Consider the following 24,054-nt stretch of genomic DNA (forward strand, 5'->3'; position numbering starts at 1 on the left):
TTTATATAGTTTTAACAGGTTTAATTAACTAAGTTAACCGTTTCTATATTAATCTTTTATTAAGAAACATTTTATATAAAATTTTTATCTATTTAGGAGAAATAAATGAATCTACACTTTTCAACCTTAGAGAATTTTAAGGTATTAATTGCTTTGAATAGTGATAAAGAACTTAGAAGCAAAGTTAAAACAAAAACCCTCTTTGTTTTTAACATACTTTCAATTCTAATCTTCACTTCATTGTTCCTTTGCGACATCATTTTGTATAATAAACACATTGAATTTTTCGATTCATATGATAAAGAATACAATGTTACTCAATCAATATTTTTAGGCATAAAATTATCTATTTTTATCTTGCTCTATCTTTTTAATAGGTTTATAACAAACTTAGTTTTAACAAAAGAATTAAACAAACTTAAAGATGAAGAAATTATTTATAAAAGTAGTGAAGGTCATTACTTGATTTATTCATTTTTAAACAACAAAAAAGTAAATAAAATCACATTAACTCATCACATTTTTGATACTATTCTAATCTTAAGTTATTTAGCATTCTCAGTTGCACCATTTTTTAAATATGCATCTTTTGAATATGGTAAAAGAATTTGAGTCTTTTCAATTATTATGCTTTTAAAATACATTGTTTTTGATTTCATTTGATCATTTGTTTTATATGCAAAATATTTCAAGGATGATAATACAAGCGATATTAATCATGAAATTGGAAGCCTTGCAAATTATTTAGTATTTGCGATTACCTTAAGCATTGGTGCTTTAATTTGAACTACAATGCAATACTTTGTTGTAGTTTTAGGTGCTGATTTTTTGGTTGAGTTTTATGGCTTATTATCAATTGCACCTCTATTTGTTATTTGTTATTTTATTAAACTAGTTACTCTCTTTATTGTATTTAGAAATGTAAAAAGCAAAATCAAATACTATTACATTTTTATGCTTTTTGCAATCTATCCAATGCAAAAAAATAATCTTAATTAAAGGAAGAAAACCAAATTATGAACACAAATTTTACTATGTTTGATAATCTTAAAATCCTAACTGTTGCAAACTTGGATAATAAAATCAAAAGTAAAATTAAAACTAAAACATTACTTGCCTTTAATATAATTAGCATTTTATCTATTACTATTATTTTACTTTGCGATGTAATTTTATTTTATTCTCATTATCAGTTTTGAGGACATGATGAATACAAGCCTGAACAAGCAATATTTTTTGGTGTTAAAATATTTGCTTTCTTTCTATTTTATATGCTCAATAAATTTGTCATAAATAACATTTTGGCAAAGAAATTAAACCAACTTAAAGATGAAGAAATTGCCTATCAAAATAAAGAAGGTTATTACTTAATCTACTTATTTCTATCTAACAAAAAAGTAAACAAACTTACTTTATTAAATAGAGCTTATAGTTTCATTTTATTCATTTGTTATTTTGCTTATTCAGTCTTTCCATTCTTTTACTATTTTTATGAACCTGATGAAGGAAAATTATTACCAATCTTTTCGCTTGGAATAATTGGAAAATATATAGTAGTTGACATTCTTTGATCTTACATTTGATACTTAAAAATCTTTATTTTTGAAAATAAAATAAAAGCAAAAAATGAAATGGGAAATTTTGTAAACTATTTATTCATAGCACTATATTTCACCTTCATTGCTTGCTTTTGCTTAGTAACCACTTTTTCAACTACTATGTATGGACTAACACCCCTTTATTATTTAGCTGTATATTACACTAGTTTGTTCACAATTCCAATTTTTTATTCAATCAAAGTAATTTTACTTTTTATTCTTTATGCAAAAGAAGAAAGCTCTCTGAAATATTTTTATATTTTCATGCCTTTCTTTGCAGTATATCCACTTTAGACAAACTAACCTTAATTGGTTGGTTTTTTAATTCAATATTGCTTTGCAATAAAATCATTTTTAACTAATAATTTAATGCATTTTAAATTACATATTTTGCCATTTTTTTGTATTAATAAAAGTCTTTTCTAAAAATAATTAGTCATTTATATTTTTATCATATATATTTATGTCATAACCTTTAACAATAAAAATAGATAAAAATATATATGGAGTAAATTACAATTTTATGACTAGACAATTTTCGATGTTGGATAATTTTAAAATATTGAATACTTTAAACTTAGACAAAAATCTTAAAACTAAAGTAAATGTCAAAAAAATACTCGCATTAAATATATTAAGTATTTTAATGATGTTTACCATTTTGATTTCTGATATCGTTTGATACGTTACTTGAAATCTAAAATCTCCTTCAAAAATTGAGGATATTGATTATTTTCGTCATTATGGAGTATTTTTAGGAATTAAATTACTTGAGCTAATAATTTTATTTTTAGCAAATAGATTTTTAATATCCGATCTATTAATTAAAGAAATAATGAAACTTAAAAATGAAGATTTTGAATATACTAATTCAAAAGGTGGATATCTAATTTATACAATCTTGAATGATCAAAAAATCAATAGAATTGATTTAGCAAACAATGTATGAAATACCTTTATATGAATAGTATATTTATATTTAACATTTTGTCCATTCATGTGACATCACGGATATTCTCCAGTAATTGATGATAAAAGAATGCTTGTTTATGTAGTTTTAATACTTATTAAATTTATATTAATTGATATTCTATTTTCTTGTTCTATTTATTCAATGTATTTCGAAAGCAAGGAAAGTAAAGAATTTGACAGCGAAAAAGCACTTTTTATATCTCATTTATTAAAAACAATTTATTTTATAGGATATATGCTTGCATGAATTGTTTTAGATCATTTAACCAATTTCGCCTTTATAACTGGTAATGAATTATATATGTTAGCATTTTCAATCTTAGGAACATTTCCAGCATTTTGTTTAATAAGATTTATTAGTGTTTTAGCAGTGTATCGTAAAGAAAAAAGTGGCTTAAAATACTTCTTTGCTTTTATGCCAATCTTTGCAGTTTATCCGCTTTAGTTGAATCAACAGAAAGTTTAAAAGAAGAGTGCGATCTCTTTTTTTAATACTTAAAATTTAATGCTTTTTAACTAATAAATTCAATTAAAATTTAATTGATTATAATTAAATTATGAAATTAATTAATGGACATTTAAATACATCATATTCATTTTTAAAAAGTTCTATTACTAGTGATGAATTAAAAGATTTTTTATTGCAAGAAAACCCTGAATATTTAGTAATTAGTGAGTATAACAACTTTTTTAGTTATGCTCAGTTTTTACTTTTTTCTAAAAAAAATAACATAAAAATTATTTTTGCTCTTGAAGTTGATATTAAACTTGAAAACAAAAAATATCGTTATATTTTATATGCTCAAAATGAAGAAGGATTCAACTTAATAAAAAGAATTTCAAATGAAATTTTATCAGGTAAAGAATTATGTTCATTAGACACTTTGCTTGGGAATAAAAACATTAAAATTGTTGAACATCCTTTATTTGGATTTTATACTGTAGAACATAAAAAACTAGTAAGTTCTTCAAATTATTTTTATTCATTTCAATTAAGTGATATTCAAAAAAACAAAGAGTTTATAATTAAAAATTTACATAATTCTCTTGTTATAAATCATTTTTGTATTTTGGATATTTCTGAAAATGAAATTATTAATCTATTATCAAAAACCAACGGTGATGAAAAGGACAAAAACATTGTATATCAACCTTTGAACTTTGAATTTGAAATAAAAGATGAGCTTGAAAAAACATTAATTAATAATACAAATAATTTACTTAAATCTTGTTATTTTGAGACTAAAATAAACCCATATGTTTTACCACATTTTGAGAATGAATTAAACATGAATTCAAAGCAATTTTTACGTTATCTTTTAAAGCAAAAATTGACTCAAAAATTCAATGAAAAAACATTTACTAAAGAATATCAAAAAAGACTAGAATATGAGCTATCAATAATTGAAAAATTAAATTTTGAAGACTATTTTTTAATTATTCAAGACTATGTAAACTGAGCAAAAAATAACAAAATTAGTATTGGGCCAGGGCGTGGTTCTGCATCAGGTTCACTTGTTAGTTTTATACTCGGAATTACTGAAATTGATCCTTTAAAATATGGGCTACTTTTTGAAAGGTTTTTAAATCCAGAAAGGGTTTCAATGCCTGATATTGATGTTGATGTTCAAGATAACAGAAGAGATGAAGTTATTGAATATTTAATCAAGAAATATGGCGAAAAAAGAGTGGCAAATATTGTTACTTTTTCTACCCTCGGAAAGAAATCTGCGATAAGAGATGTACTAAGAGTTTATGGTGTTTCTCCATCCTTAATTAATGAAATTTCTAAGTCAATTAGTGATGAAGATATAAACCTTGTTGAAGAGTATCAAAAAAACCAAAAATTTGCTTTATTAATGGCAAGAATTGAAAATATTACCAACTTATTAATCACTCAAATCGTTTATAATTCAAGCAAATTAGAAGGCCTTTATAGACAAACGGGAACTCATGCCGCTGGTATAGTAATTAGTCCTAAAAATATTGAAGAAATTATACCTACATATTTTTTATCAAATAATGTTCAACAAGTTCAAAGTGCAATGGAAAATCTTGAACCATTTGGACTTTTAAAAATGGATATTTTAGGTCTTAAAACTTTAACAACAATCCAAGAAATTTTAGACAAAATAAATGAAGGGAAAAAAGAAGAATTTAAGCTTAAAAATATTAACTTCAATGACAAAAAAACTTTTGAACTTTTAACAAGCGGACAAACTACTGGAATCTTTCAACTTGAAAGTCCAGGAATGATAAAGACACTTCAAAAAGTTAAGGTTTCAACATTTAATGATATAGTTGCGGTTATCTCACTTTTTAGACCTGGGCCAATGCTTAATTTAACTACTTATGCAAGAAGAAAACACGGCATTGAAAAGGTACCTAAAATTTCGCCTGAATTTGATAAAATAGTTGAAGAAACTTATGGCATTATTGTCTATCAAGAACAGATAATGCAAATTGCTCAAAAAGTGGCCAAAATGAGTTATGGTGAAGCTGACATTTTAAGAAGAGCAATATCAAAAAAGAAACTTGATGAAATGGAAAGATTAAAAGAAAAATTTATCAAAGATTCTATTAAAAATAATTATCCAAAACAAATAAGTGAAAAAATATATGCTGCTATTGAAGAGTTTGCATCATATGGATTTAATAAAGCACATGCTGTAAGTTACGCTTATCTTTCTTATCAAATGGCATACTTAAAAGCACATTTTCCGCTTGAATATTATGCTGCTATTATTTCATCAAATCGTGGTTCTCAAACTAATATTAATAAATATGTAAATGAAGCAAAAAGCTTGAATATTAGTGTTGCATCACCTGATATTAACTTCTCTTCTTTTGTTAGTGAAATTAAAAATGAAACTATTTACTTACCACTTGCAATGATTAAGGGAATAGGGCCAGAAACTATTAAGAATTTAGTAAAAAATAGAAAAGAGTATGGCCCTTATAAATCGTTTGCACATTTTTGCATGTGCGTAAGTTTGATTAAAAACTTTGGTATTAGCAACATAGAAACTTTAATTAAAGCAAGTGCTTTAAGATGCTTTAATTTATCGCAAAAAACAATGCTACATGAGATTTCAAATCCCAATAGTTATTTAATGCTTTCATTAAAAATGCAAAATTTAGAAAACTTAAATCTTCTTGATATTTCTACAAAATCAAGCGAGATAGAAATTAAAAATACCAAGGATGATAAGATTGAAGAAATTAAAGCTAATGAGATTGAATTTTTAGGTCAAAGTTATAATACAAATATATTACAAAGTTGAGAAAAAATTGGTTCTCAATTAAAAGACTTACACTTCGGAAATAGTTATGTTGTTGTAGTTGAATGCGAAAATGTTTTAAAAAGAGTTGCAAGAAACGGCAAAGATTTTTACATCTTAACTCTTTCAGATAGTAGTCAAAAACTTCAAGTATTTGCATTTAATGCAACAGAAGATTTAATTAAATTTAAGAATAAAATTATTGAAGCTGAAATTATTTTAAAAAGTGATGGAAGACACAAACTTACTAAAATTAAAGAATATTTTGTAACTAAAGGATAAATAACAAAATGAAAAAGGATTTTGATTTTTTAATCGTAGATGGAACTTATTTAACTTACCGCTCCTATTATGCGATGCTTTATTCAAAAGCAAAGCTTACAAACTCAAAAGGTGAACCTACTGCAGCAGTTGCTGGCTTTTTGAACACCTTAATTTCTTTACAAACTAGATTTAATTTTAAGTATATTGTTTTTGCTTTTGATGCACATGCCAAAACTTTTCGCCATGAAATTTTTACTGATTATAAAGCTAATAGAAAAAAAGCACCTGAGGAATTTTATTTTCAACTTACTCTTATTCAAAAGATTCTTGAATCTTTAAATTTTAAAGTGATTATAGAAAATGGGTTTGAAGCTGACGATGTAATTGCTAAGATAGTTAAAGAATATGCTGATAATGAAAAGTTAATCTTTTCTGCTGATCAGGATTTAAATCAACTAATTAATAATAAAACAAGTATTTTAAAAAAGGTTAAGCAAGAATATGTAGTTATTAATAATGATAACTTCAGAGAGTTTTATGACTTTAATCCAAACCAAGTAATTGATTTTAAAGCAATTGTTGGAGATCCTAGTGATAATTTCAAAGGTGTTGAAGGAATTGGCCCTAAAACCTGCGCAAAAATGCTGGAAGAATTTGGAAATGTTGAAAATATTTATGAAAATTTAGATAAATTTAGTGAAAAGATTAGTCAAAAACTTCTTGAATTTAAAGAAATTGTTTTTAAAAATAAATATCTTGCAACATTAAGAGATGCATTTACTTTGCCACAAATTCCTTTAGAAGAACTTGATTTCCAAAACTTTAAAATAACTGAAAAGGCAAATGAATTTTTGGAAGATTATGAGCTTAAAAACGTAAAAAACAAACTTATAAAATTAATTTTAAACTAATTAAAAATACAAAAAAAATCTAATTTTTTATAGTTTTGAAATTTAATAGATTTTTAAGATTAAAAAAAGAGCCAAAAAACACACAAAAAATTACCAAAAATATAATTTGAAACCTAAATAAAATAGACATTTATTGTTTGTAAATAAGTGCTATTTTTTTAATATTTAGTCTTAATTGAAGGCTAATTTTATCTTTGGCCGTGTTAATAACTAATGTTTATTGACTTAGAAGATGTGGCAAAAGAAAAAAATAATCAAAATTGGCCATTTTTATCACTTAAAATGAGATTAAATAGAAAAAATTTGGGGGTGGTTATGCAAGGAAAAAACTTCTACATTGCTTCAAATAATGGCATAAATTCTCAAGACTTAGAAAATTTGAGAATTTTTTATACTCCAATTGTTGGAAGAAAAGGAATTGCTTTATATTTTTACTTATTTGATAGTTTCAATTTATACAAATATAGTCTTAAAAAATATCTATTTGAAGAACTTATGGATTTTTTAGCACTGAACGAAACTAAATTTATGAAAGCAAAAGAACTTTTAGAAGCAAGTAACTTACTAAAAACTTATGTTGATTCAAACGGCAACTTAATTTTTGAGCTTATAAAACCATTAACTGCAAATGAAATTATTAATAATAAACTTTTAAGTTCAATCTTATCTAAAAAAATAGGAGTTAAAAAGTTTAATGAACTTCTTGATTTAAAACAAGTTGCAACTTTTGAAAAACAAAATTTACTAGATGTAAGTAAGAAAAGTTTTGAAGTTTTTGATTTTGAATCTCTTGAAGGAGAAGATATTAAAAACAAAGCACCAGTTTCATATAATTTCAAAGAAAAAACTAATACCTTAGAACCTCTAAATTTCATTAAATATATTAATAATAGACTAGCAAGCCCTAGTGAAATTTTAATGGTCAAAAAACTTCGCCGTCTTTCTTTTTCTGATCTTTCAATTAATCTTTTTATTAACTATTCTATGAATGTTAATAATGCAATTGTAGTAAATTACATTAATAAAATTGCAAGCGATTATGCTGAAAGAAACATTTTTGATGCTGAAGAAATTGACCTTGAACTTGAAACCACTTTAATAAATAAAATTAATTCAAAACGTGAAAGAAACTTAGTTTTTGATTCTCAAATGAGACAAAAAGAATGTTCTGAAGAGACAAAAGAATTTTTGCTAAAATTAACTAATGATGATGAATGTGAGTGGGCTGATTAATGGAAAATAATTACCTTAAAAATTTGTTTAGCAAAAGTCCTTTGAAGGAAGAAGATTTTAAAAAATATAAAGAAGAAGTTTTGACCTCAAATTGAGTCAAAAATTTAATATCAAAACTTTCTTTGACTGAAGAAATTATTGAAAATAATTTAGTTATCTTGATGAACTATTATGAAAATTGTAAAAAGCATAATGGCAAACCTACCATTTCAGTATTTTTAAGTGAATACGGAATTTTGGAAATAGACCCAACAAATAGTGCCGAAGTTAAAAAGAAACTAATGCTTCAACAATTTGAATTAACTTCAATCACACCACTTCCCAAAGATTTTGAAGACTATTTTTTAATTCCATCAAAAGCCAAACCAAGAAAACTAATCAAAGAAGCCGGAAACTCAATTGAAAAATTTTCAAAAGATTTGCGTGTTCATATTGATGAAATTTTTAACAAAAATTCAAAAAAAGGAATTTTCTTAATTGATAAAGAATTTTTTGATGCAAAGAACATTTTGAAATATCTTTGCTTTCAACTTGTACATGAGAAAAAAGATCATACTTGTTGAATTAAATTTGATGATCTTTTTGTAACCTTATTGAATTCGGATATTGAAAATAATAATTATGTTATTGAAATATTAAAACAAGTTCCTTATTTATTTGTAGAAGATATTGGAATTGGCCAAAAACCTCAACCTTTTATGAGCAAAGTTATTGATGTTTTTAAAGCAAGGTATGAAAATAACTTGGCAACTTTTATGTCTGCTCCAATTGATATTTTAAATAGTAGCGTTGATTTATTGTCTACTCCAAAAGATAAAAGAAATCAAGCAATTGATATAGTTGAGTCATTTTTTAAGCAAGTAATTTCAAATTTATGCACAAAATACTTCAAAAAACGCTTATAAATAGTTTATAATTTTAACAAGTGTAATATACACTTTGATAGCAATCCCTCTTTTGCTATCTTCTTTTTTTTGATGAGACTAACTTTACTCAAATTTTTTAGAAACTCTCTAATCTATTTACTTTAAAAAGTTAAAAGTGTAATATAATATAGTTTGCAATTTAGCCTGTGTTGCCACCATAGCCAAACGGCCAAGGCATGGGTCTGCAACACCCTGATTACCGGTTCGAATCCGGTTGGTGGCTCCAAAATGCGCCCGTAGCTCAACTGGACAGAGTGTATGGTTACGGCCCATGAGGTTGCGGGTTCGACTCCTGCCGGGCGCGCCATTTCAAGAAATTGACCCGAAAACACCGCAAGGTGCTTTTCTTTTTGCCTTAAAAATTAGCAAATTAACACTTTAAGTGCTAAAATTAAATTAATATTATTATTAGGTGAAAACATGGAAGATTTAAAACAAATTATACTTAATGAAAATCAAGCAATTTATTTTAAAAAAATAGTTGATCTTTATATAAAAACAGGCGAACCAGTTGCTTCAAAAGAACTTGTTAGTTTTTATAAACTAAAAGTTTCAAGTGCCACAGTTAGAGCAATAATGGCTCAGTTTGAAAAGATGGGGCTTTTAGAAAAACTTCACACTTCCGGTGGAAGAATTCCCTCAACGTTAGGTCTTGAATATTACACAAAATACTTAGTTTATAATCGTAAAAAATTCTTTCACGAAAAGCTTGAAGACTTACTTGCAAAAAGAAGAATTGCAGTTGATGCTACCGTTGATGAAGCTGCTTCTATTATTAGCGAGATGGCAGGTTTTACTGTTATTGCAACAAGCAATAATGCTACAGAAACTTTACGTTCAATCCAGCTTACAACCTTAAATGAAAAACAAGCAATTGTTGTTATTGTTACAAGTAGTGGTAGAGTTGAATCTAAAATGTTCAATATTGAAAGCAAGTTAATTAAATTAAATGATGTAAAAATTGCTATTAGAATTTTTAAAGAAAGACTAATTGACACACCTTTAATTTACCTTGCTGAAAGAGTAAAAAGTTTAGCTCCAATTTTAAGTGAGCAAGTTAAAAATTGCGAAATTATTATTCAAGAATTTATTAAAAATGTTTTTGTTTTTAAAGAAGAAGTTACCGCAAAAACTTTCAATAAATCAGCCATGATTTTATCTGAAAATATTAGCCGTGAAGAAATTAGTCAAGTTTTAAATTTAATTGATAGTCATTCAGTTTGAGATGCTATTGAAAATAACATTGATGAAGATAATAACTTAAAACTTGATTTAAGTCGTCCCAATTTATCGATTATTAGTAAAAAAATTGATTTTGAAAATGAAAATAATATTTCTGAAATTAGTGTTATTGGACCTAAAAATTTAAATGTTGAAAAAGGACTTGAAACATTTGAAATTGTTGAAAAGATTTTAAAGAAAGGAAAGAAATAAAATGAAGATTGAAAAGTTTGATATTGTTACTTTAAGTTATTCAACTTTAAAAAGCAAAAAGGTTGAAGAAGAAAAAAATAAAGTTGAAATTTTAATAAATGAAAATTATGAAGATAAAGAACTAATTCATTTTCTTTTATCTCTTGAAAAAATTGAATTAAATAAAGATTTAACATTTGAAGTAAATAAAAAGAAAAATGTTTTAAAAATTATTTCAGTTGAAAAACCAAATAAAAAATTAAAAGATCTTTTGACTATAAGTCAAAGCTTAGAAGAAGAAAATCAAAAACTTGAGGAAAAAATTAGTTCTTTGATTTCAAAAAATTTAGTTCTTGAACTTGAAAACAAAAAACTTGTTCATGAATTTAAAGAAAAAATTAAAGAATTTGAAGTAAAAGCTCAACAAAAATTAAATGATTTAAAAGAAAAGAATAACAAACATTTTGAGGAACAAAAAAGTGATGCTAAAAAATATGCCTTACAATCATTTTTAGAAGATTTAATTGTTCCGCTTTCAAAAGTTGATCAAGCTTTTGATTACCTTAAAAAAAGTAATGATTCAGTTATTAAAAATTATTTAACTGGATTTATAATGCTTTATCAACAAATTGAAGATGTTTTACTTGAACATGGAGTTGTTAAAATAATTCCTGAAGTAGGTTCGACTTTTAATCCTGAAGAACAACATGCATTTGAACTTAGAGAAGAAAAAGGCAAGACAAAAGATAAGATTTTAGAAGTAAAAATGATTGGATATAAACTAAATGGAAGGGTTTTAAAACCTGCATCTGTAGTTGTAAGTAAATAGGCAAATGATTTACAAATTTTACCAGTTTCGGAAATAAAAAACATGAATTTTTTTATAAGATTTTGAACTCTTTAAATTTTATTTAAAAAAAATAAAAATGCTATAAAATTTAGATTGTGAATTATCTAGTAATAAAAACTTCACAAACTAAACTTAAAAAAGCGTAAAAAGCTTCGTGTCTTTTTACGCGTTTTTTTATTTCTTATAACTTTTTTATTTAAGAAAAACCACTAATTTATGACAACTGACAATGACACGAATTGTAAATTATTTTACATTAGTGATAAACAAAATTTAACTTTAAAAGATATTAGAAAATAGAAAAAATATAAAAATTAATCTTGAAATTTTTAAACAACTAATCAAAAAAAAAAAAAAAAAAAAGTTTTCAAAATTAAATTTGAAAGGAAAAAAATGAAAACCAAAAAAATACTATTTGCTTTAGCACCTTTAGCTGTTGCCACACTGCCTTTAGTAGGTGCTAGCTGTGGTGGGGGAAATACTTCAACTAAATTCCTTTTTGATCAACAAGATGATGGAAGAATTAAATTATATTCTGGATTTGCTACTTCTGCTCCTCAAGGTGCAGGTCTTCGTACAATCGTTGCTGAATTTAATAAATTTGCAAAAACTTCTGAAGCCAAAGCTGCTGGATACTTACCAGTTGATGTTGCTGTTGGTTCAAACGGATACAGTACAGAAGAATTAAAAAACAAACTAGAAGCTAAGGATGATAAACAATTCTTTAATCTAATGACTAACTATGCAACTGCTTCATCAATTATTGCAAGATATAGAATGAACTTAGATTTTTCAAAAGATTTTGAATCATACGGACTTCACCCACTATTTAAAAATGTTAATGATCAAATTGCAGGTATTAAATCTCACGAAAGATGAGTTGTTCCTATTTCACGTTCATCAGAAATGATGTCAATTAACAAACCTGTTTTAGGAAAACTACTTTATACCTTAACACAAGCTCCTTACAATGTTCAACTTGAAGGAACACATACACTTATTGATGAAATGATTAAATCATATACAACAGGAAGTGATAAGGCTGCTGTCGATAAAAAATGAGATCCAACTTTACTTCCAGATGGTCCAGACAAAAACGCTGTTGTTGCAATGCTAAAAGATTACAAATTAAGTGATGCAATTTTTGAAAGTTATACTGAACTTTTAAAATTTGCTGAACTTTCAAAACTTGCATTTAGTAAACAAGATGCACCCGAAACAAAGACAAGATTTGTTGTTGGATTTGACTCAATTCCTAACACAATTTACGCAATGTCACTTTCACTAGCGGGCGGAGATAAGAGTAAAACCTTTATTACATATCATCCAAAAGATGAAAAATATGCAAAATTTGGTGGTTTTGACTTTGCTTCATTCCGTGAAAACGAAGCAAGTCCAGAACACAAAAACTTCAAAGCTAGTTGAGAAATTTTATTACCTGCAATTGAGAAGAAAGCAGTTTATGTTGGAGGCGGAGGTGCATACGGTTCAGGGCCTTTAACTATTCATGAAATGGCAATTTTAATTGGTTCAACTGCAGGATATGTACACACATTTATAAGTGATGGTGCTGGTGGTAAAACAATTTTTGCTCTTGATAGTGCAAACGGAAAAATTGGTAAAGAACTTAAGAGTACTTTTAAACTTAATCTAGTTGATACTACAGGTACTGAAGTTATTGCTTTATTCCAAAACGAAAAATTTGAAAATCCAATTGTAAGACATAACGCTCCTCAAGCAAAAGGAGAACATGGTTGAATGTTTGTTGATAAAGAGTCTGAAGACAAAGCTTTAGCAATTTTTAAAGCTGGTGATTATTTAGTAGTTGATGATACTTTAACTCATGACGGTGATGTTGTTAAAAAAGATGGAAAAGAAATTCCTAATGCAAAATATTTAGGGAAAATTCTTAACGGTAAAGGTGCTTCAACCTTAGATTTTTACTACATTCCATCAACAAAAATTCTTATTGATTCTACATCAGGCACAGAAAATCTTAACTTTGATGAAGCAATGTGAAAGAGTGTTCCACTTAAAGCAAACACTGATGCGGCAAGTACATTCTCAGTTACTGCTCAAGGCCCATCATTTATTGGAATTCATGCAAACGAAAGAGAAGATAAAGCAACAAAATTATTTGTTAAATGATTCTTTACTCATCAACTTAAAGACTTCAAAGCATTCGCACAAACATTTAATGGTAACCCAATTGATGTTTTCAATGGTTTAGGTAGTTATGTTTCAACAACAAGTGCATGATTTAGCCAAGATCCAGGAAAAATTAAATTAAATGCAGCAAATAGAGTTGCTTTTGATAACTTTAGAAAAGCTATGAATGACAAAAACTATCATTTAGTTGAAGACGTTGCAGCTTCTCAATCACAAATTCTACGTGATACTATGACTACATTAGGCAAGAATGCTATGGACTCAGCAAGCAATGGTCAACCTCATGATTTCAAAAGCTTATTAAAGAAATTTAAACAAATTCTTGGAACTAGATTAGATTAATAAAAGACTTAAAAACAAGGAATAATCTAATGAAAACCAACAAAATATTATTAAATATTAGTTTAATTTCTCTACCATTAATTCCAACTACTGTTTTAGCTGCTTCTTGTAAAAAAGAAGAAAAAGTTAAAAAATACTATAACAGTAAAGGTGTAAGTTACAAAGACATCAAATTAAATTCTTTTTATGAAGGAATTGAGCCAAAAGATTATGCAAAAATAGGTAAACTATTTTATAAAAAAACTACTTTAAGCAAAAAACATCCAATAACTGGTGCATTAACAACATGACAAGGAACTTATTGAGAAAAATTCAATTACCGTGACATGACCGTTACTGGTTGATCTGATGGTGACACTTTAAAAGCAGATTGAATTGATGGTGGGGGTATCAAAAGAGCTTGCAAAATTAGAATTTCAGGTATTGATACTCTTGAAGAAGGAACCCCAACTGTTAAAAGAAGAGAAAGAGCTCTTGCGGCTTTAGATCATAGATATGCAAATTCTATAATTCCAAAAGGTGCAAAAATTAGAGCAATTGCAGAGAATTGAGCAAATTCATCATATGATCGTTTAGTTGCAAATATCTTCTTTGACAAACCTGGTGAAGAACAAGGAAAATTCTACCGTAATTTTTCAACAGAAATGTTAGCCGGTGGCTGAACATTGCCTCGTTTTTCATCAGGTGAAACGGGTGCTTTTACAAGTAATTATAATGAAAAAGAATTCGACTCACCATTTGCTTTAATGTTGCCCTACATGGCTTATGCATTTAATGAAGGAATAGAACAAAATCGTGGATTCTACAACCCAGAAAGTTATAAATACAAAGGCGTTGAAAATGATGTCAAAAATGGGGGAAGAGGCGAAGCTATGGTTTCACCTTATGAATTCACTTTAGAATATGTAGATCATGGAATTGGAATGATTGCCAACGGTGGCGGTGAATATATCCTAAGTGCCGAATTTAGTAAATTCGATAAACTTGAACCAAATAATAGTATTTTCGCTTTCATTGATTCAAGAAATAAACAATACGGTTTATAGTTTATATCGCAAAATAAACTTAAAAAATTAAGGAGAAAAATGGACAAAGCAGAAATGCTAGCCCAAGAAAAAATCCATGCTTTTTCTCAAAAGCGCTATTTTGATAATAAAAATGCTGCAGCAATTGAGTTAAAAGATCTTGTGATTGACTTCGGTGATGCAGTAGCAGTTGATAATGTTTCATTCCAAATTAAAAAGGGTGAACTTGTTACTTTATTAGGACCATCTGGTTCAGGTAAAACTACTACTTTAAATGCTATTTCAGGCTTACTTAGACCTACAAGTGGAAAAGTTTTTTTCTCAGGAATTGACGTTACAAAATATTCACCTCAACAAAGAGAACTTGGTCTTGTTTTCCAAAACTATGCACTTTATCCACATATGACAGTTTATGAAAATATAGCATTCCCTCTTGCTCATGACAAACATTGAAGAGAAGAAACGATTGAAAAAACAAAATTAGCTCAACAACAAATTTTTAAGTTAATCTTAGAACACTTCAATGTTGCTGAAGATGATATCAGTGACCTAAAAACAAAATGTTTTCACACAATTGATAATCCAAGAGAAATACAAAAATATTTAATTGATTTAAAAGCTGAACTTTCTGATATTACAGAAGATTCACAAAATAAATACAATTTAGCAATTACTAAAAAAACAGCAATCTTAACTAGTTTAACCAAAGAAGTTTTACAAAAAATTAAAAACTTACAACATGATCTTGAAGAAAATTTAAGAAAATTAAACTTACACTTTTCTTCACAATTAAGTACAATTGATCGTGAAATTTCTAAAGCTAAGCTTACTAATCAAGATGTTTCAAAATTCTTAGTTCAAACTGAAGAATTAAAGGCATCTCTTGCAGATAAAAAAGCATCTTTAAAATCTAAATGCAAACAAGAAATTAAAGATCTTGAAGATCAATATGAAGAAAATTATAAAGAACAAAAGCGTATACTAACTCAAGCGATTAAAGATGCTAAAGTTCAATATAAAGCAAAACTTAAGGAAAGAAAATCAAGCGAACTGAACGAAAAAATTAGAAAGAAAAACCAAGACTTTAAAACTACAAAAAAATTCGTTGATAACGCTTACCGTGAAAAAGTTAATTCATTATTTGACCCAATTTTTGAACAACACAGTATTACTGGCCTAACTTTTTCATCAAAACTTAACAAGTTGATTTTATTCCTACCTCAACCTTTACAAGAAAAAATCGAAGAACTTTCAAAAGATGTATTGACTATTCCTGAAGCAATCGTTCGTGATGTTTTAGAAGTAGCTCAAAGAGTAGAAATTACAAAAAACTTAGGTAAAAAACCAACTCAACTTTCTGGTGGACAACAACAACGGGTAGCAATTGCTCGTGCTATTGTTAAAAAACCAAAGATTTTATTACTAGATGAACCTCTTTCAAACTTAGATGCAAAACTAAGAATTTCAACCAGAAAATGAATACGTTCTATTCAACAAGAGCTTGGAATTACTACAGTTTTTGTTACTCACGACCAAGAAGAAGCTATGTCAATTAGCGATCGTATTGTTTGTATGTCAACTGCAAAAGTTCAACAAATCGGAAGTCCAATTGACCTTTATTTAAAGCCAAAAAATGAATTTGTTGCTCGTTTTCTAGGTATGCCTGAAATGACCATTTTTGAAGCAAAAGTTGAACATGGCAAGGCATATATTAGTGACAAACTTATTGCAGAACTTCCAGTTAAATATGACAAACAATTAATTCATATTGGTGCTCGTGGTGAGAGTTTAATTGAAAGCTCAAAAGGCATGTTTACTGGCGAAATCAAAAACATAGAATATCTTGGAAAAGAAATTCAGTCTCAAATTTATATCAAAGAAATTGACAAGATCTGTAACGTTTATTTAACCAAAAAAAGCGTTTATGAAATTGGCGAACAAGTTAAACTTGGATTCAAATCAATTGATCAATTACATTTCTTTGATGCTGAAACTGGGGAAAGAATTGATTAATGAAAAGATATTTTTGAAAAAAAATGAGAGTTAAAAACATTGGTGATAATTTAAGCATTCTCTCAACAAGAACACCTTATTGAAAACCATTCTTATTAATTCTTCCATCATTTTTAACAATCTTACTTTTCACTTTAATTCCTTTTATCTTAGTTATTTACAAATCATTTCTAGATAGAGGAACTGGATTCTATATTGATGAAGCCAAACTTTCAACTGCAAACTATGTCAATATTTTTAAAGACTATGGTTTTCAAACAGGTATTAGAAACTCAATTGTCTATGCAATAATTGCCTTACCAATTAGTCTAACTTGCTCTCTTTTAATAGCAATAGCAATTACTCAAGTTGTTAAAAAATGAGCAAGAAGCTTTTGACAAACAGTATTCTTCTTACCTTATGTTACAAGCATGGTTGCAGTTTCAATTTCATTTATTTATATCTTCAGACGTGAGGGTGGAATTATTAATACCTTACTTCAAAAACTGGGGCTTATTAAAAAACCACTCTTATTCTTGCAAGATACATCGGATTGAAACTGATCAGCTTTTGGAGTAATTGTGTTCCGTGGGGTTTGAGGAAACTTAGCCTTTCAAGTATTAATTCTAACTACAGCAATGCTATCAGTTGACCAAAACCTTTACCGTGCTGGTTCAATTGATGGTGCTTATAAAGCAAAACAATTCTTTGCCATCACTTTACCTTCTATTAAACCTACCCTATCATTCTTAATTACAATTGGAATAATTGGTGGTATTAAAATCTTCCCACTAGCTTTATTTGATAATAGTCCCGAAACTGCTGTTGCACATGGTGGATCATCAATTATGCTTTACATTTACTCAATGGTTCGTGGTGGAGAATATGGTAGAAGTGGTGCAGCATCAGTAATTCTTTTCGTTTTAGGTGTAACTATTTCATTTGGACTTAGAAAATTAGTCACTCTAGCATACAAAGCAAGTACAAAGATAGGAGCGTTAAATGTCACTCGTAAGATTGAAACTCAGACATTGAAGTCAAAAACGACTTTTAAAGTCTAAACAAGAAGCAATGGTAAGGCCGGTTGAAACGACCAGACCAATTAGCGTTATTTTAACTTGAGTATTTAAAATATTTGTACTTGTATTTTTCGGAATCCTTATTATGTTTCCATTCTATTACATGATTAACCAATCATTATTAGATAAATATTGACAAAATGACCAAAACACATTAGTTTTATTCCCATTAAAATTTCCAGACAAAAAAGGCGTTGATTTTCACTTTGAAAACTTTAGAACAGCAGCACAAGCTGGTTACTTGAAAGCAATCGTAACCACTGCTGGAATAACTGCACTTTCAGTTGTTTTAAGAATCTTTTTCTCAATAACCTTTGGTTATGCTTTCTCAATTAAAAAATGAAGATTCAAACAACTTTCATGAGGATTTTTCCTAGCATTGCTAGTTCTTCCTGAAGTTGCCTTAATGGCTGGACAATATCTTGTTGTTGTTCGTCTCGGATGACATGTCGATTGGAAAATATCGCCAATTAGAATTGTTACCTTAACAATGCCATTTGCTGCATCAGTCTTTTCTGGATTTATGTATAGAAACTCATTCGAATCTATTCAAGGAGTTGTACGTCAATCATCAATGCTTGATGGAGCAAGTGCATTCGCTTACTTTACTAAAATTGCAATGCCAATGGTAAAAGCAACCACTTGAACTGTTGCAATTCTAACTGCCCTTGCATCTTGAAACTCATTCTCATGACCTCTACTTATCTTGTCTAAACAAGAACCCGGTTCATGAACCGTAATGAACATCTGGCTCATGGAAGTTGGTAAATCTAAAGAAAGTGCTGGTGAAGTTGAAATTATTTATACTTCAATTCGTATGGCCGGAACTATTCTTGGAATCTTACCAATGTTTGTAGTTTACTTTGTTTTAAGAAAGAGAATTATGAACGCAATTTCACGTCAAGGAAATGCAACGAAAGGATAGAATATGGAAAAAATTGATAATTATGAATATTCTTTAATTAAAAAACAACAAGGAAAACAAAGAGTAAAAAAATCAATTTCTTGAGTATTAATTTTTATCGTTATTGTTGCCGGTTTAGCTATTGTTGCACTTGCAACATTTGGATTAATAAACTTTATAATTCAAGCAGTAAACAAGGGCGTTTAATAAACTTAAAAAAATAAGGAAATCTAAAACAGCAAATTTATATGTTGCTGTTTTTTTAATATATAATAAGGCTATGAATTTAAAGAAAAAAATAATCCTATCTTCACTGATTTTAACCCCAACATTTGCCCTTCCCTTAATCGGGGCAAGTTGCCAGCAAAATAGTTATGTTGAGTTAATAATTCCTTTCAAAACTGATGATGCAAGATACTCAGTTTTTAAAGAAATTGTAGCAAAATACAACGAAGACAAAGATAGCAAAATGATGAATGTAAGTGTTGTTCCTTTTAATAATTCTTCAACACCATTTCAAAGATATATAGAAAATGATTTAGAGGCAAATAATCATATGATGCCTGATTTAATTTTTTATTATCCAAGCATGGCAAACGTGCTTGCAAGATACAATAAATTAATAAATTTTAAAGAGGAAGTTAAAAACATTAAATTTTTAGAAAAACTACTTCCTGAAAATAGAAATTTAGGAATTCCAAACGTTCAAAAAGATGACAAATTTCTCCTTCCTTTTGGTCGTAGCATTGATTTGCTCATAATCAACAAATTTGTCTTTGGTTTTATCTTTGACAAGATTGAAAAAGAAAGCAAAAAATCATTAATTTCGCCTGATAAAACTAAAACAAAATTACTTATTTCAATCAAAGATTATTTTGAAAAGTTAAAAGTTAATAACGCTGATAAAGTTAGTGCTTTAAATAATGTTTTAAAATTCAAAGTTAACAATGATTATGTAACAAAAACTGATTTCAATTTTACTGATGAAATCTTTACTTATAGTGACAAATTAGAAAATGCAAGTTATAAACTTTCTATGTCCTTTGAGAAAGAAATAAAGAAGAATATTTACCCTCTATATTTAAGTCACACCGCTAATCATTTTTTTAAAAAAGCATTCGATTTGGCTGATGGAAATTTTGACAATTATATGTTGAAATATGGCAAAGAAAAAGAAAATAATTTTAAGCTAAATTATTCAAACCTTAAAGATAAAAAATCAAGTCTTTTCAAAACCTTTGAAACAATTTACAACGAATTTAAAGAACTAAGAATTCATGATTCTATTGGACTTCGCGATAAATGAAGAGAAAAATGAGCAGGCCATGGATACGAACTTCCTTTAGGTTTGAATATAATGATGACAATTATTAGTTCACATAGTTATGATTCAATTTTTAACCTTGCTAATGAAGTAAGCTTTCAATCATCTTTAACAATAGATGATTTCATATTTTTACCTTCTCCTTTAAAGAAAAGTGAAGGTCAAAAAAGTAGTAATTTCTTACTTCAAGGGCCTTCACTAATGGGTGTCAAAATCAAACCTTCAAGAGAAAAACATGTCAAATCTTTTGTTAAATGACTTTATAACAAAAAAATGAATTTTAACAAAACTTATCAAAGCGATGACTTTGTTAAAGACATTACTCCTATTGAATACTTCAACTACAAGAATAAATATATTTATCCAACACAAGAATATTTGAATAAATTTGAAACTATTAAAAACAAACAAAATGCTGCATTAATAAGTTCATTTGAACTTTTTAAAGAGGCTATAAAGAATAATGATTATCATGCTTTTGAAGAACCAGTTGATGCTTATTCAAATAGATTTAGAAATGATTTAGAACTTGCAATGTCATACTTTTTATTTGATGACCAAAAAAATCCATCAACTAATAAAGATGATTTTAAAGCTAATGCAAAAGCTTATGATTTAATTAAAAGGATGGTAAAAATATCATCTGCTGATTATATTGGAACCATTGATGAACTTGAAAAATAATCTTAAATTTTAAGATTAATTTTTTTTCAACTAAAATTTAAAATAATGATTAATTTATTGGAAGGAGAATAATGAAAAAACAGAACAAAAATGATTCTACTTCAAATTATGTTTTGGACGAAAACTTGATCAAAACTGACCTTAAACAAGGACTAAGTGAAGATGAAGTTAAAATAAGATGTGAAAAATATGGCAAAAACGTACTAGAAGAAGCAAAAAAGAAAAATGGCTTTTTAATTTATTTAGGCCAATTCAAAGATTTATTAGTTATCATTTTGCTTTTTGCCACTTTACTGTCTTATATTTTGGCAATTGTACATGGAATTCAAACTAAATTTGCAAACAAAACTGAAACTATTGTTTCATTTGTAGAACCATCAATCATTTTATTTGTTGTTTTAACTAACTCGCTCGTTGGTGCTATTCAAGAAATTAAAAGTCAGAAAGCAATTGATGCTTTGAAAAAATTAAACCCCTTACAAGCTAAAGTTATTAGACACAATGAACTTATAAGTATAAATAGCGAAGATATAGTTCCTGGTGATATTGTTATGCTTGAAGCGGGTGATATTGTCCCAGCAGATGGATTTTTATTGCAATCTTCAAACTTTTTAGTAATTGAATCTTCTTTAACAGGCGAAAGCTTGCCAGTTGAAAAAGATGCAAATGCTCCAAGAGATATGAGCATTAATATTGCTGATAGAAAATTCATGGTATTTTCTTCATCAATTGTTTCAAAAGGAACAGCATACTTTGTTGTAACTCATACTGGAAAAAATACTGAACTTGGAAAAATAAGCGAACTTGTTAATAGTCAAAAACAAACACTTTCACCATTACAACTTAAAATTAATAAATTAGGAAAAGTATTTGCTTTTGCAGGAATTGGATTATTTTTAGTAAGTGTAATTGTCCAAATTATTTTTCAAGCAATTGATAAACTTCCTTTTTCAAGCACAGTCTTTTGATCTACTACTATAATTAGCGGAATTTCTTTAGCAGTTGCTGCTATCCCAGAAGGGCTTGTTGCTTTTACTTCAATAATTTTAGCAATTGGTGTACAAAGAATGGCAAAAAGAAAAGCCATTATAAAAGATAACCTTTCTGCTGTTGAAGCACTTGGATCTTGTGCGGTTATTTGTTCAGATAAGACCGGAACACTAACTCAAAATAAAATGACTGTAGTTAATTTATTTTCTCGAAGTCAGGAACTTGGCCTTAGTGCATTTAATGAAAAAACTTTTCTTCCACTTGTTAAATTTGCAGCCCTTTGCAATGAATCTAACATAGTCGAAAAAGATGGTGAAACTAAAGAAGTAGGAGATCCTACTGAAGTTGCTTTAATTTATTCACTTAAAAAATATACAAACATTAAAACTAAAAAAGAACTTATGGAACTTTATCCCCGTCTTGAAACATTACCTTTTGATTCAGATAGAAAACTAATGACTACTATTAATAAAATAGATGGAGAAAACGTTGTAATAGTAAAAGGTGCTCCAGATATTATTATCAATCATTGTCTTTCTTTAGATAAAACCAAAAGAGAAGAAGTATTAAATACTAATCAAAAATGAGCAAATGAAGCTTGCCGTGTATTAGCAGTTGCTATTAAAAAAATAAGCAACACGCAACTTGATAAAGTACTTAAACTTTCAAAAGATGAACAAATCAAAGAACTTGAATCTAATCTAGAATTTGTAGGTTTAATTGCTATGATTGACCCACCTCGTGAATCATCAAAAGAAGCAATTCAAACTTGTATTTCTGCTGGTATTAAACCAGTTATGATTACAGGCGATAATATCAATACTGCTATTGCAATTGCAAAAAATATTGGAATTTACCATGAAGGTGACATTGCCATGACAGGGGCTGAGCTTACTAAATTAAGCGATAAAGAACTTGAAAATATTATTGAAAAAATTTCAGTTTATGCTCGTGTTGTACCTGAAGACAAACTTAGAATTGTTAAAGCATGACAAAGTAAATACCAAGTTGTTGCCATGACTGGCGATGGAGTAAATGACGCTCCTGCTTTAAAAGCAGCCGAAATTGGATGTGCAATGGGAATAACCGGAACTGAAGCTTCAAAGCAGGCAGCAGATATGGTCTTGGCAGACGATAATTTTGCTACAGTTGTTAAAGCAGTAGAAAACGGTCGCTCAGTTTTCCAAAAAATAAAGAACGTTATTCAAAATTTACTTATTACTTCAGTTGCTGAAATTATCGCAGTTTTCTTTGGATTAATTATTTTCAAATTTGTTTTCAAAAATGAAATTTTAAGTCTTAATGAAGGTGAACAATTTATGGTACTTTCAGCCACTCAACTTTTATGAATTAATCTATTTACTCACGGCTTTCCAGCCATTGCATTAGGCATACAAGATTCTAAAGAAAATTATATGGATAAACGACCAATTTCTAAGTATGAATCTATCTTTGCAAGAGGCATGGGGATTAACACTTTATGACAAGGAATATTAATTGGAATTTTATCTCTTGTTGCTTATTATTTAGGAGCCTTTATAACCATTCAAAAAGGAAATATTGCTAATGGAGATTGAATAAGAGCAGGTTCAACTGCAATGTTTCTAGTGCTAGGAATTTCAGCTGCATTTAATGCTATTAATTTAATGAGCAAAAAACCAATAATTTTATCAAATCCTCTTTACTATTGAAAAGTTTATGCATCAGTAATTTTCTCAATTGTTTTCTTATTAATTGTTGCCTTTATAAGCCCAATTGCCAGAGTATTTAGAGGAGTAGAAAATCTTAGTCAAAATGGTAAATTAGTTGCAATTTCTTTATGCATGCCACTTGTTCTAATTCCAATTTATTTCGCATACAAAATGGCTTTATTAATCTATGCAAAACGCCATGAAAAAGAAAGCAAAATTACAACATTTGAACTAATTCAACCCCCAAAAAGTTTTCTTAAAAAGATGGCAAAAAGAGCTGGAGTTAAATAATTTTTACAAATAAATTTAATTAAAATTTAAGCTTAAAATTTATTGCATCAAAAATTTAAAAAAACTCTTTATAAAAGAACAAAATTTAAAATCAAACTCATCATTAAAAGTGCAA

17 protein-coding genes and 2 tRNA genes are annotated in these 24,054 nt (G+C 27.8%); all 19 read left to right on the top strand.

Features of this window, described 5'->3' with window-relative positions; all coding sequences use genetic code 4:
* Positions 1-105: 105 nt before the first annotated feature.
* The 19 genes from R9C05_RS00380 (at position 106) to R9C05_RS00470 (ending at position 23,939) form a co-directional block, all read left to right on the top strand.
* A complete protein-coding gene (locus R9C05_RS00380) occupies positions 106-999 on the top strand; it encodes a hypothetical protein (protein ID WP_121940623.1) in 894 nt (297 codons plus the stop codon).
* Positions 1,000-1,016: 17 nt separating this feature from the next.
* On the top strand, positions 1,017-1,892 hold the full coding sequence (locus R9C05_RS00385) for a hypothetical protein (RefSeq protein WP_121940624.1): 876 nt from the start codon (positions 1,017-1,019) through the stop codon (positions 1,890-1,892).
* A gap of 229 nt (positions 1,893-2,121) precedes the next feature.
* Positions 2,122-3,015 (top strand): hypothetical protein, encoded by an 894-nt coding sequence (locus tag R9C05_RS00390; RefSeq protein WP_147437877.1) that lies wholly within the window; start codon positions 2,122-2,124, stop codon positions 3,013-3,015.
* 112 nt (positions 3,016-3,127) lie between these two features.
* On the top strand, positions 3,128-6,133 hold the full coding sequence (dnaE, locus tag R9C05_RS00395) for a DNA polymerase III subunit alpha (RefSeq protein WP_121940626.1): 3,006 nt from the start codon (positions 3,128-3,130) through the stop codon (positions 6,131-6,133).
* An 8-nt stretch (positions 6,134-6,141) separates the two neighbouring features.
* Complete coding sequence (locus R9C05_RS00400) at positions 6,142-7,026, top strand: 5'-3' exonuclease (protein ID WP_121940627.1); 885 nt, start codon at positions 6,142-6,144, stop codon at positions 7,024-7,026.
* Positions 7,027-7,341: 315 nt separating this feature from the next.
* Positions 7,342-8,259 carry a DnaD domain protein gene (locus R9C05_RS00405; protein WP_170141519.1) on the top strand — a complete coding sequence of 306 codons (918 nt, stop codon included), beginning with the start codon at positions 7,342-7,344 and terminating at the stop codon, positions 8,257-8,259.
* Positions 8,259-9,164 carry a hypothetical protein gene (locus R9C05_RS00410; RefSeq protein ID WP_121940629.1) on the top strand — a complete coding sequence of 302 codons (906 nt, stop codon included), beginning with the start codon at positions 8,259-8,261 and terminating at the stop codon, positions 9,162-9,164. The genes R9C05_RS00405 and R9C05_RS00410 overlap by 1 nt, the downstream gene beginning before the upstream one ends.
* A gap of 172 nt (positions 9,165-9,336) precedes the next feature.
* Positions 9,337-9,411 (top strand) — tRNA-Cys (locus tag R9C05_RS00415).
* Positions 9,412-9,415: 4 nt separating this feature from the next.
* Positions 9,416-9,492 (top strand) — tRNA-Arg (locus R9C05_RS00420).
* A 113-nt stretch (positions 9,493-9,605) separates the two neighbouring features.
* On the top strand, positions 9,606-10,619 hold the full coding sequence (gene hrcA / locus R9C05_RS00425) for a heat-inducible transcriptional repressor HrcA (protein ID WP_121940630.1): 1,014 nt from the start codon (positions 9,606-9,608) through the stop codon (positions 10,617-10,619).
* A gap of 1 nt (position 10,620) precedes the next feature.
* A complete protein-coding gene (locus tag R9C05_RS00430) occupies positions 10,621-11,427 on the top strand; it encodes a nucleotide exchange factor GrpE (protein WP_121940631.1) in 807 nt (268 codons plus the stop codon).
* 414 nt (positions 11,428-11,841) lie between these two features.
* Positions 11,842-13,959, top strand: a complete 2,118-nt coding sequence (locus R9C05_RS00435) for a P68 family surface lipoprotein (RefSeq protein ID WP_318613926.1) — start codon at positions 11,842-11,844, stop codon at positions 13,957-13,959.
* A gap of 29 nt (positions 13,960-13,988) precedes the next feature.
* Positions 13,989-15,005: a thermonuclease family protein gene (locus tag R9C05_RS00440; protein WP_121940633.1), complete on the top strand. Its 1,017-nt coding sequence runs from the start codon at positions 13,989-13,991 to the stop codon at positions 15,003-15,005.
* A 39-nt stretch (positions 15,006-15,044) separates the two neighbouring features.
* Positions 15,045-16,997, top strand: coding sequence for an ATP-binding cassette domain-containing protein (locus R9C05_RS00445; RefSeq protein ID WP_121940634.1), 1,953 nt, complete (start codon positions 15,045-15,047; stop codon positions 16,995-16,997).
* Positions 16,997-18,037 carry a carbohydrate ABC transporter permease gene (locus R9C05_RS00450; protein ID WP_121940635.1) on the top strand — a complete coding sequence of 347 codons (1,041 nt, stop codon included), beginning with the start codon at positions 16,997-16,999 and terminating at the stop codon, positions 18,035-18,037. The genes R9C05_RS00445 and R9C05_RS00450 overlap by 1 nt, the downstream gene beginning before the upstream one ends.
* Before the next feature lie 10 nt (positions 18,038-18,047).
* Positions 18,048-18,980 carry a carbohydrate ABC transporter permease gene (locus R9C05_RS00455; protein ID WP_277870171.1) on the top strand — a complete coding sequence of 311 codons (933 nt, stop codon included), beginning with the start codon at positions 18,048-18,050 and terminating at the stop codon, positions 18,978-18,980.
* A gap of 3 nt (positions 18,981-18,983) precedes the next feature.
* On the top strand, positions 18,984-19,166 hold the full coding sequence (locus R9C05_RS00460; RefSeq protein WP_121940637.1) for a hypothetical protein: 183 nt from the start codon (positions 18,984-18,986) through the stop codon (positions 19,164-19,166).
* 73 nt (positions 19,167-19,239) lie between these two features.
* Positions 19,240-20,967: a hypothetical protein gene (locus R9C05_RS00465; protein WP_121940638.1), complete on the top strand. Its 1,728-nt coding sequence runs from the start codon at positions 19,240-19,242 to the stop codon at positions 20,965-20,967.
* 71 nt (positions 20,968-21,038) lie between these two features.
* Positions 21,039-23,939 (top strand): cation-translocating P-type ATPase, encoded by a 2,901-nt coding sequence (locus R9C05_RS00470; RefSeq protein WP_121940639.1) that lies wholly within the window; start codon positions 21,039-21,041, stop codon positions 23,937-23,939.
* Positions 23,940-24,054: the final 115 nt, after the last annotated feature.

Source organism: Metamycoplasma subdolum (assembly GCF_033546815.1).
Taxonomy (GTDB): domain Bacteria; phylum Bacillota_I; class Bacilli_A; order Mycoplasmatales; family Metamycoplasmataceae; genus Metamycoplasma; species Metamycoplasma subdolum.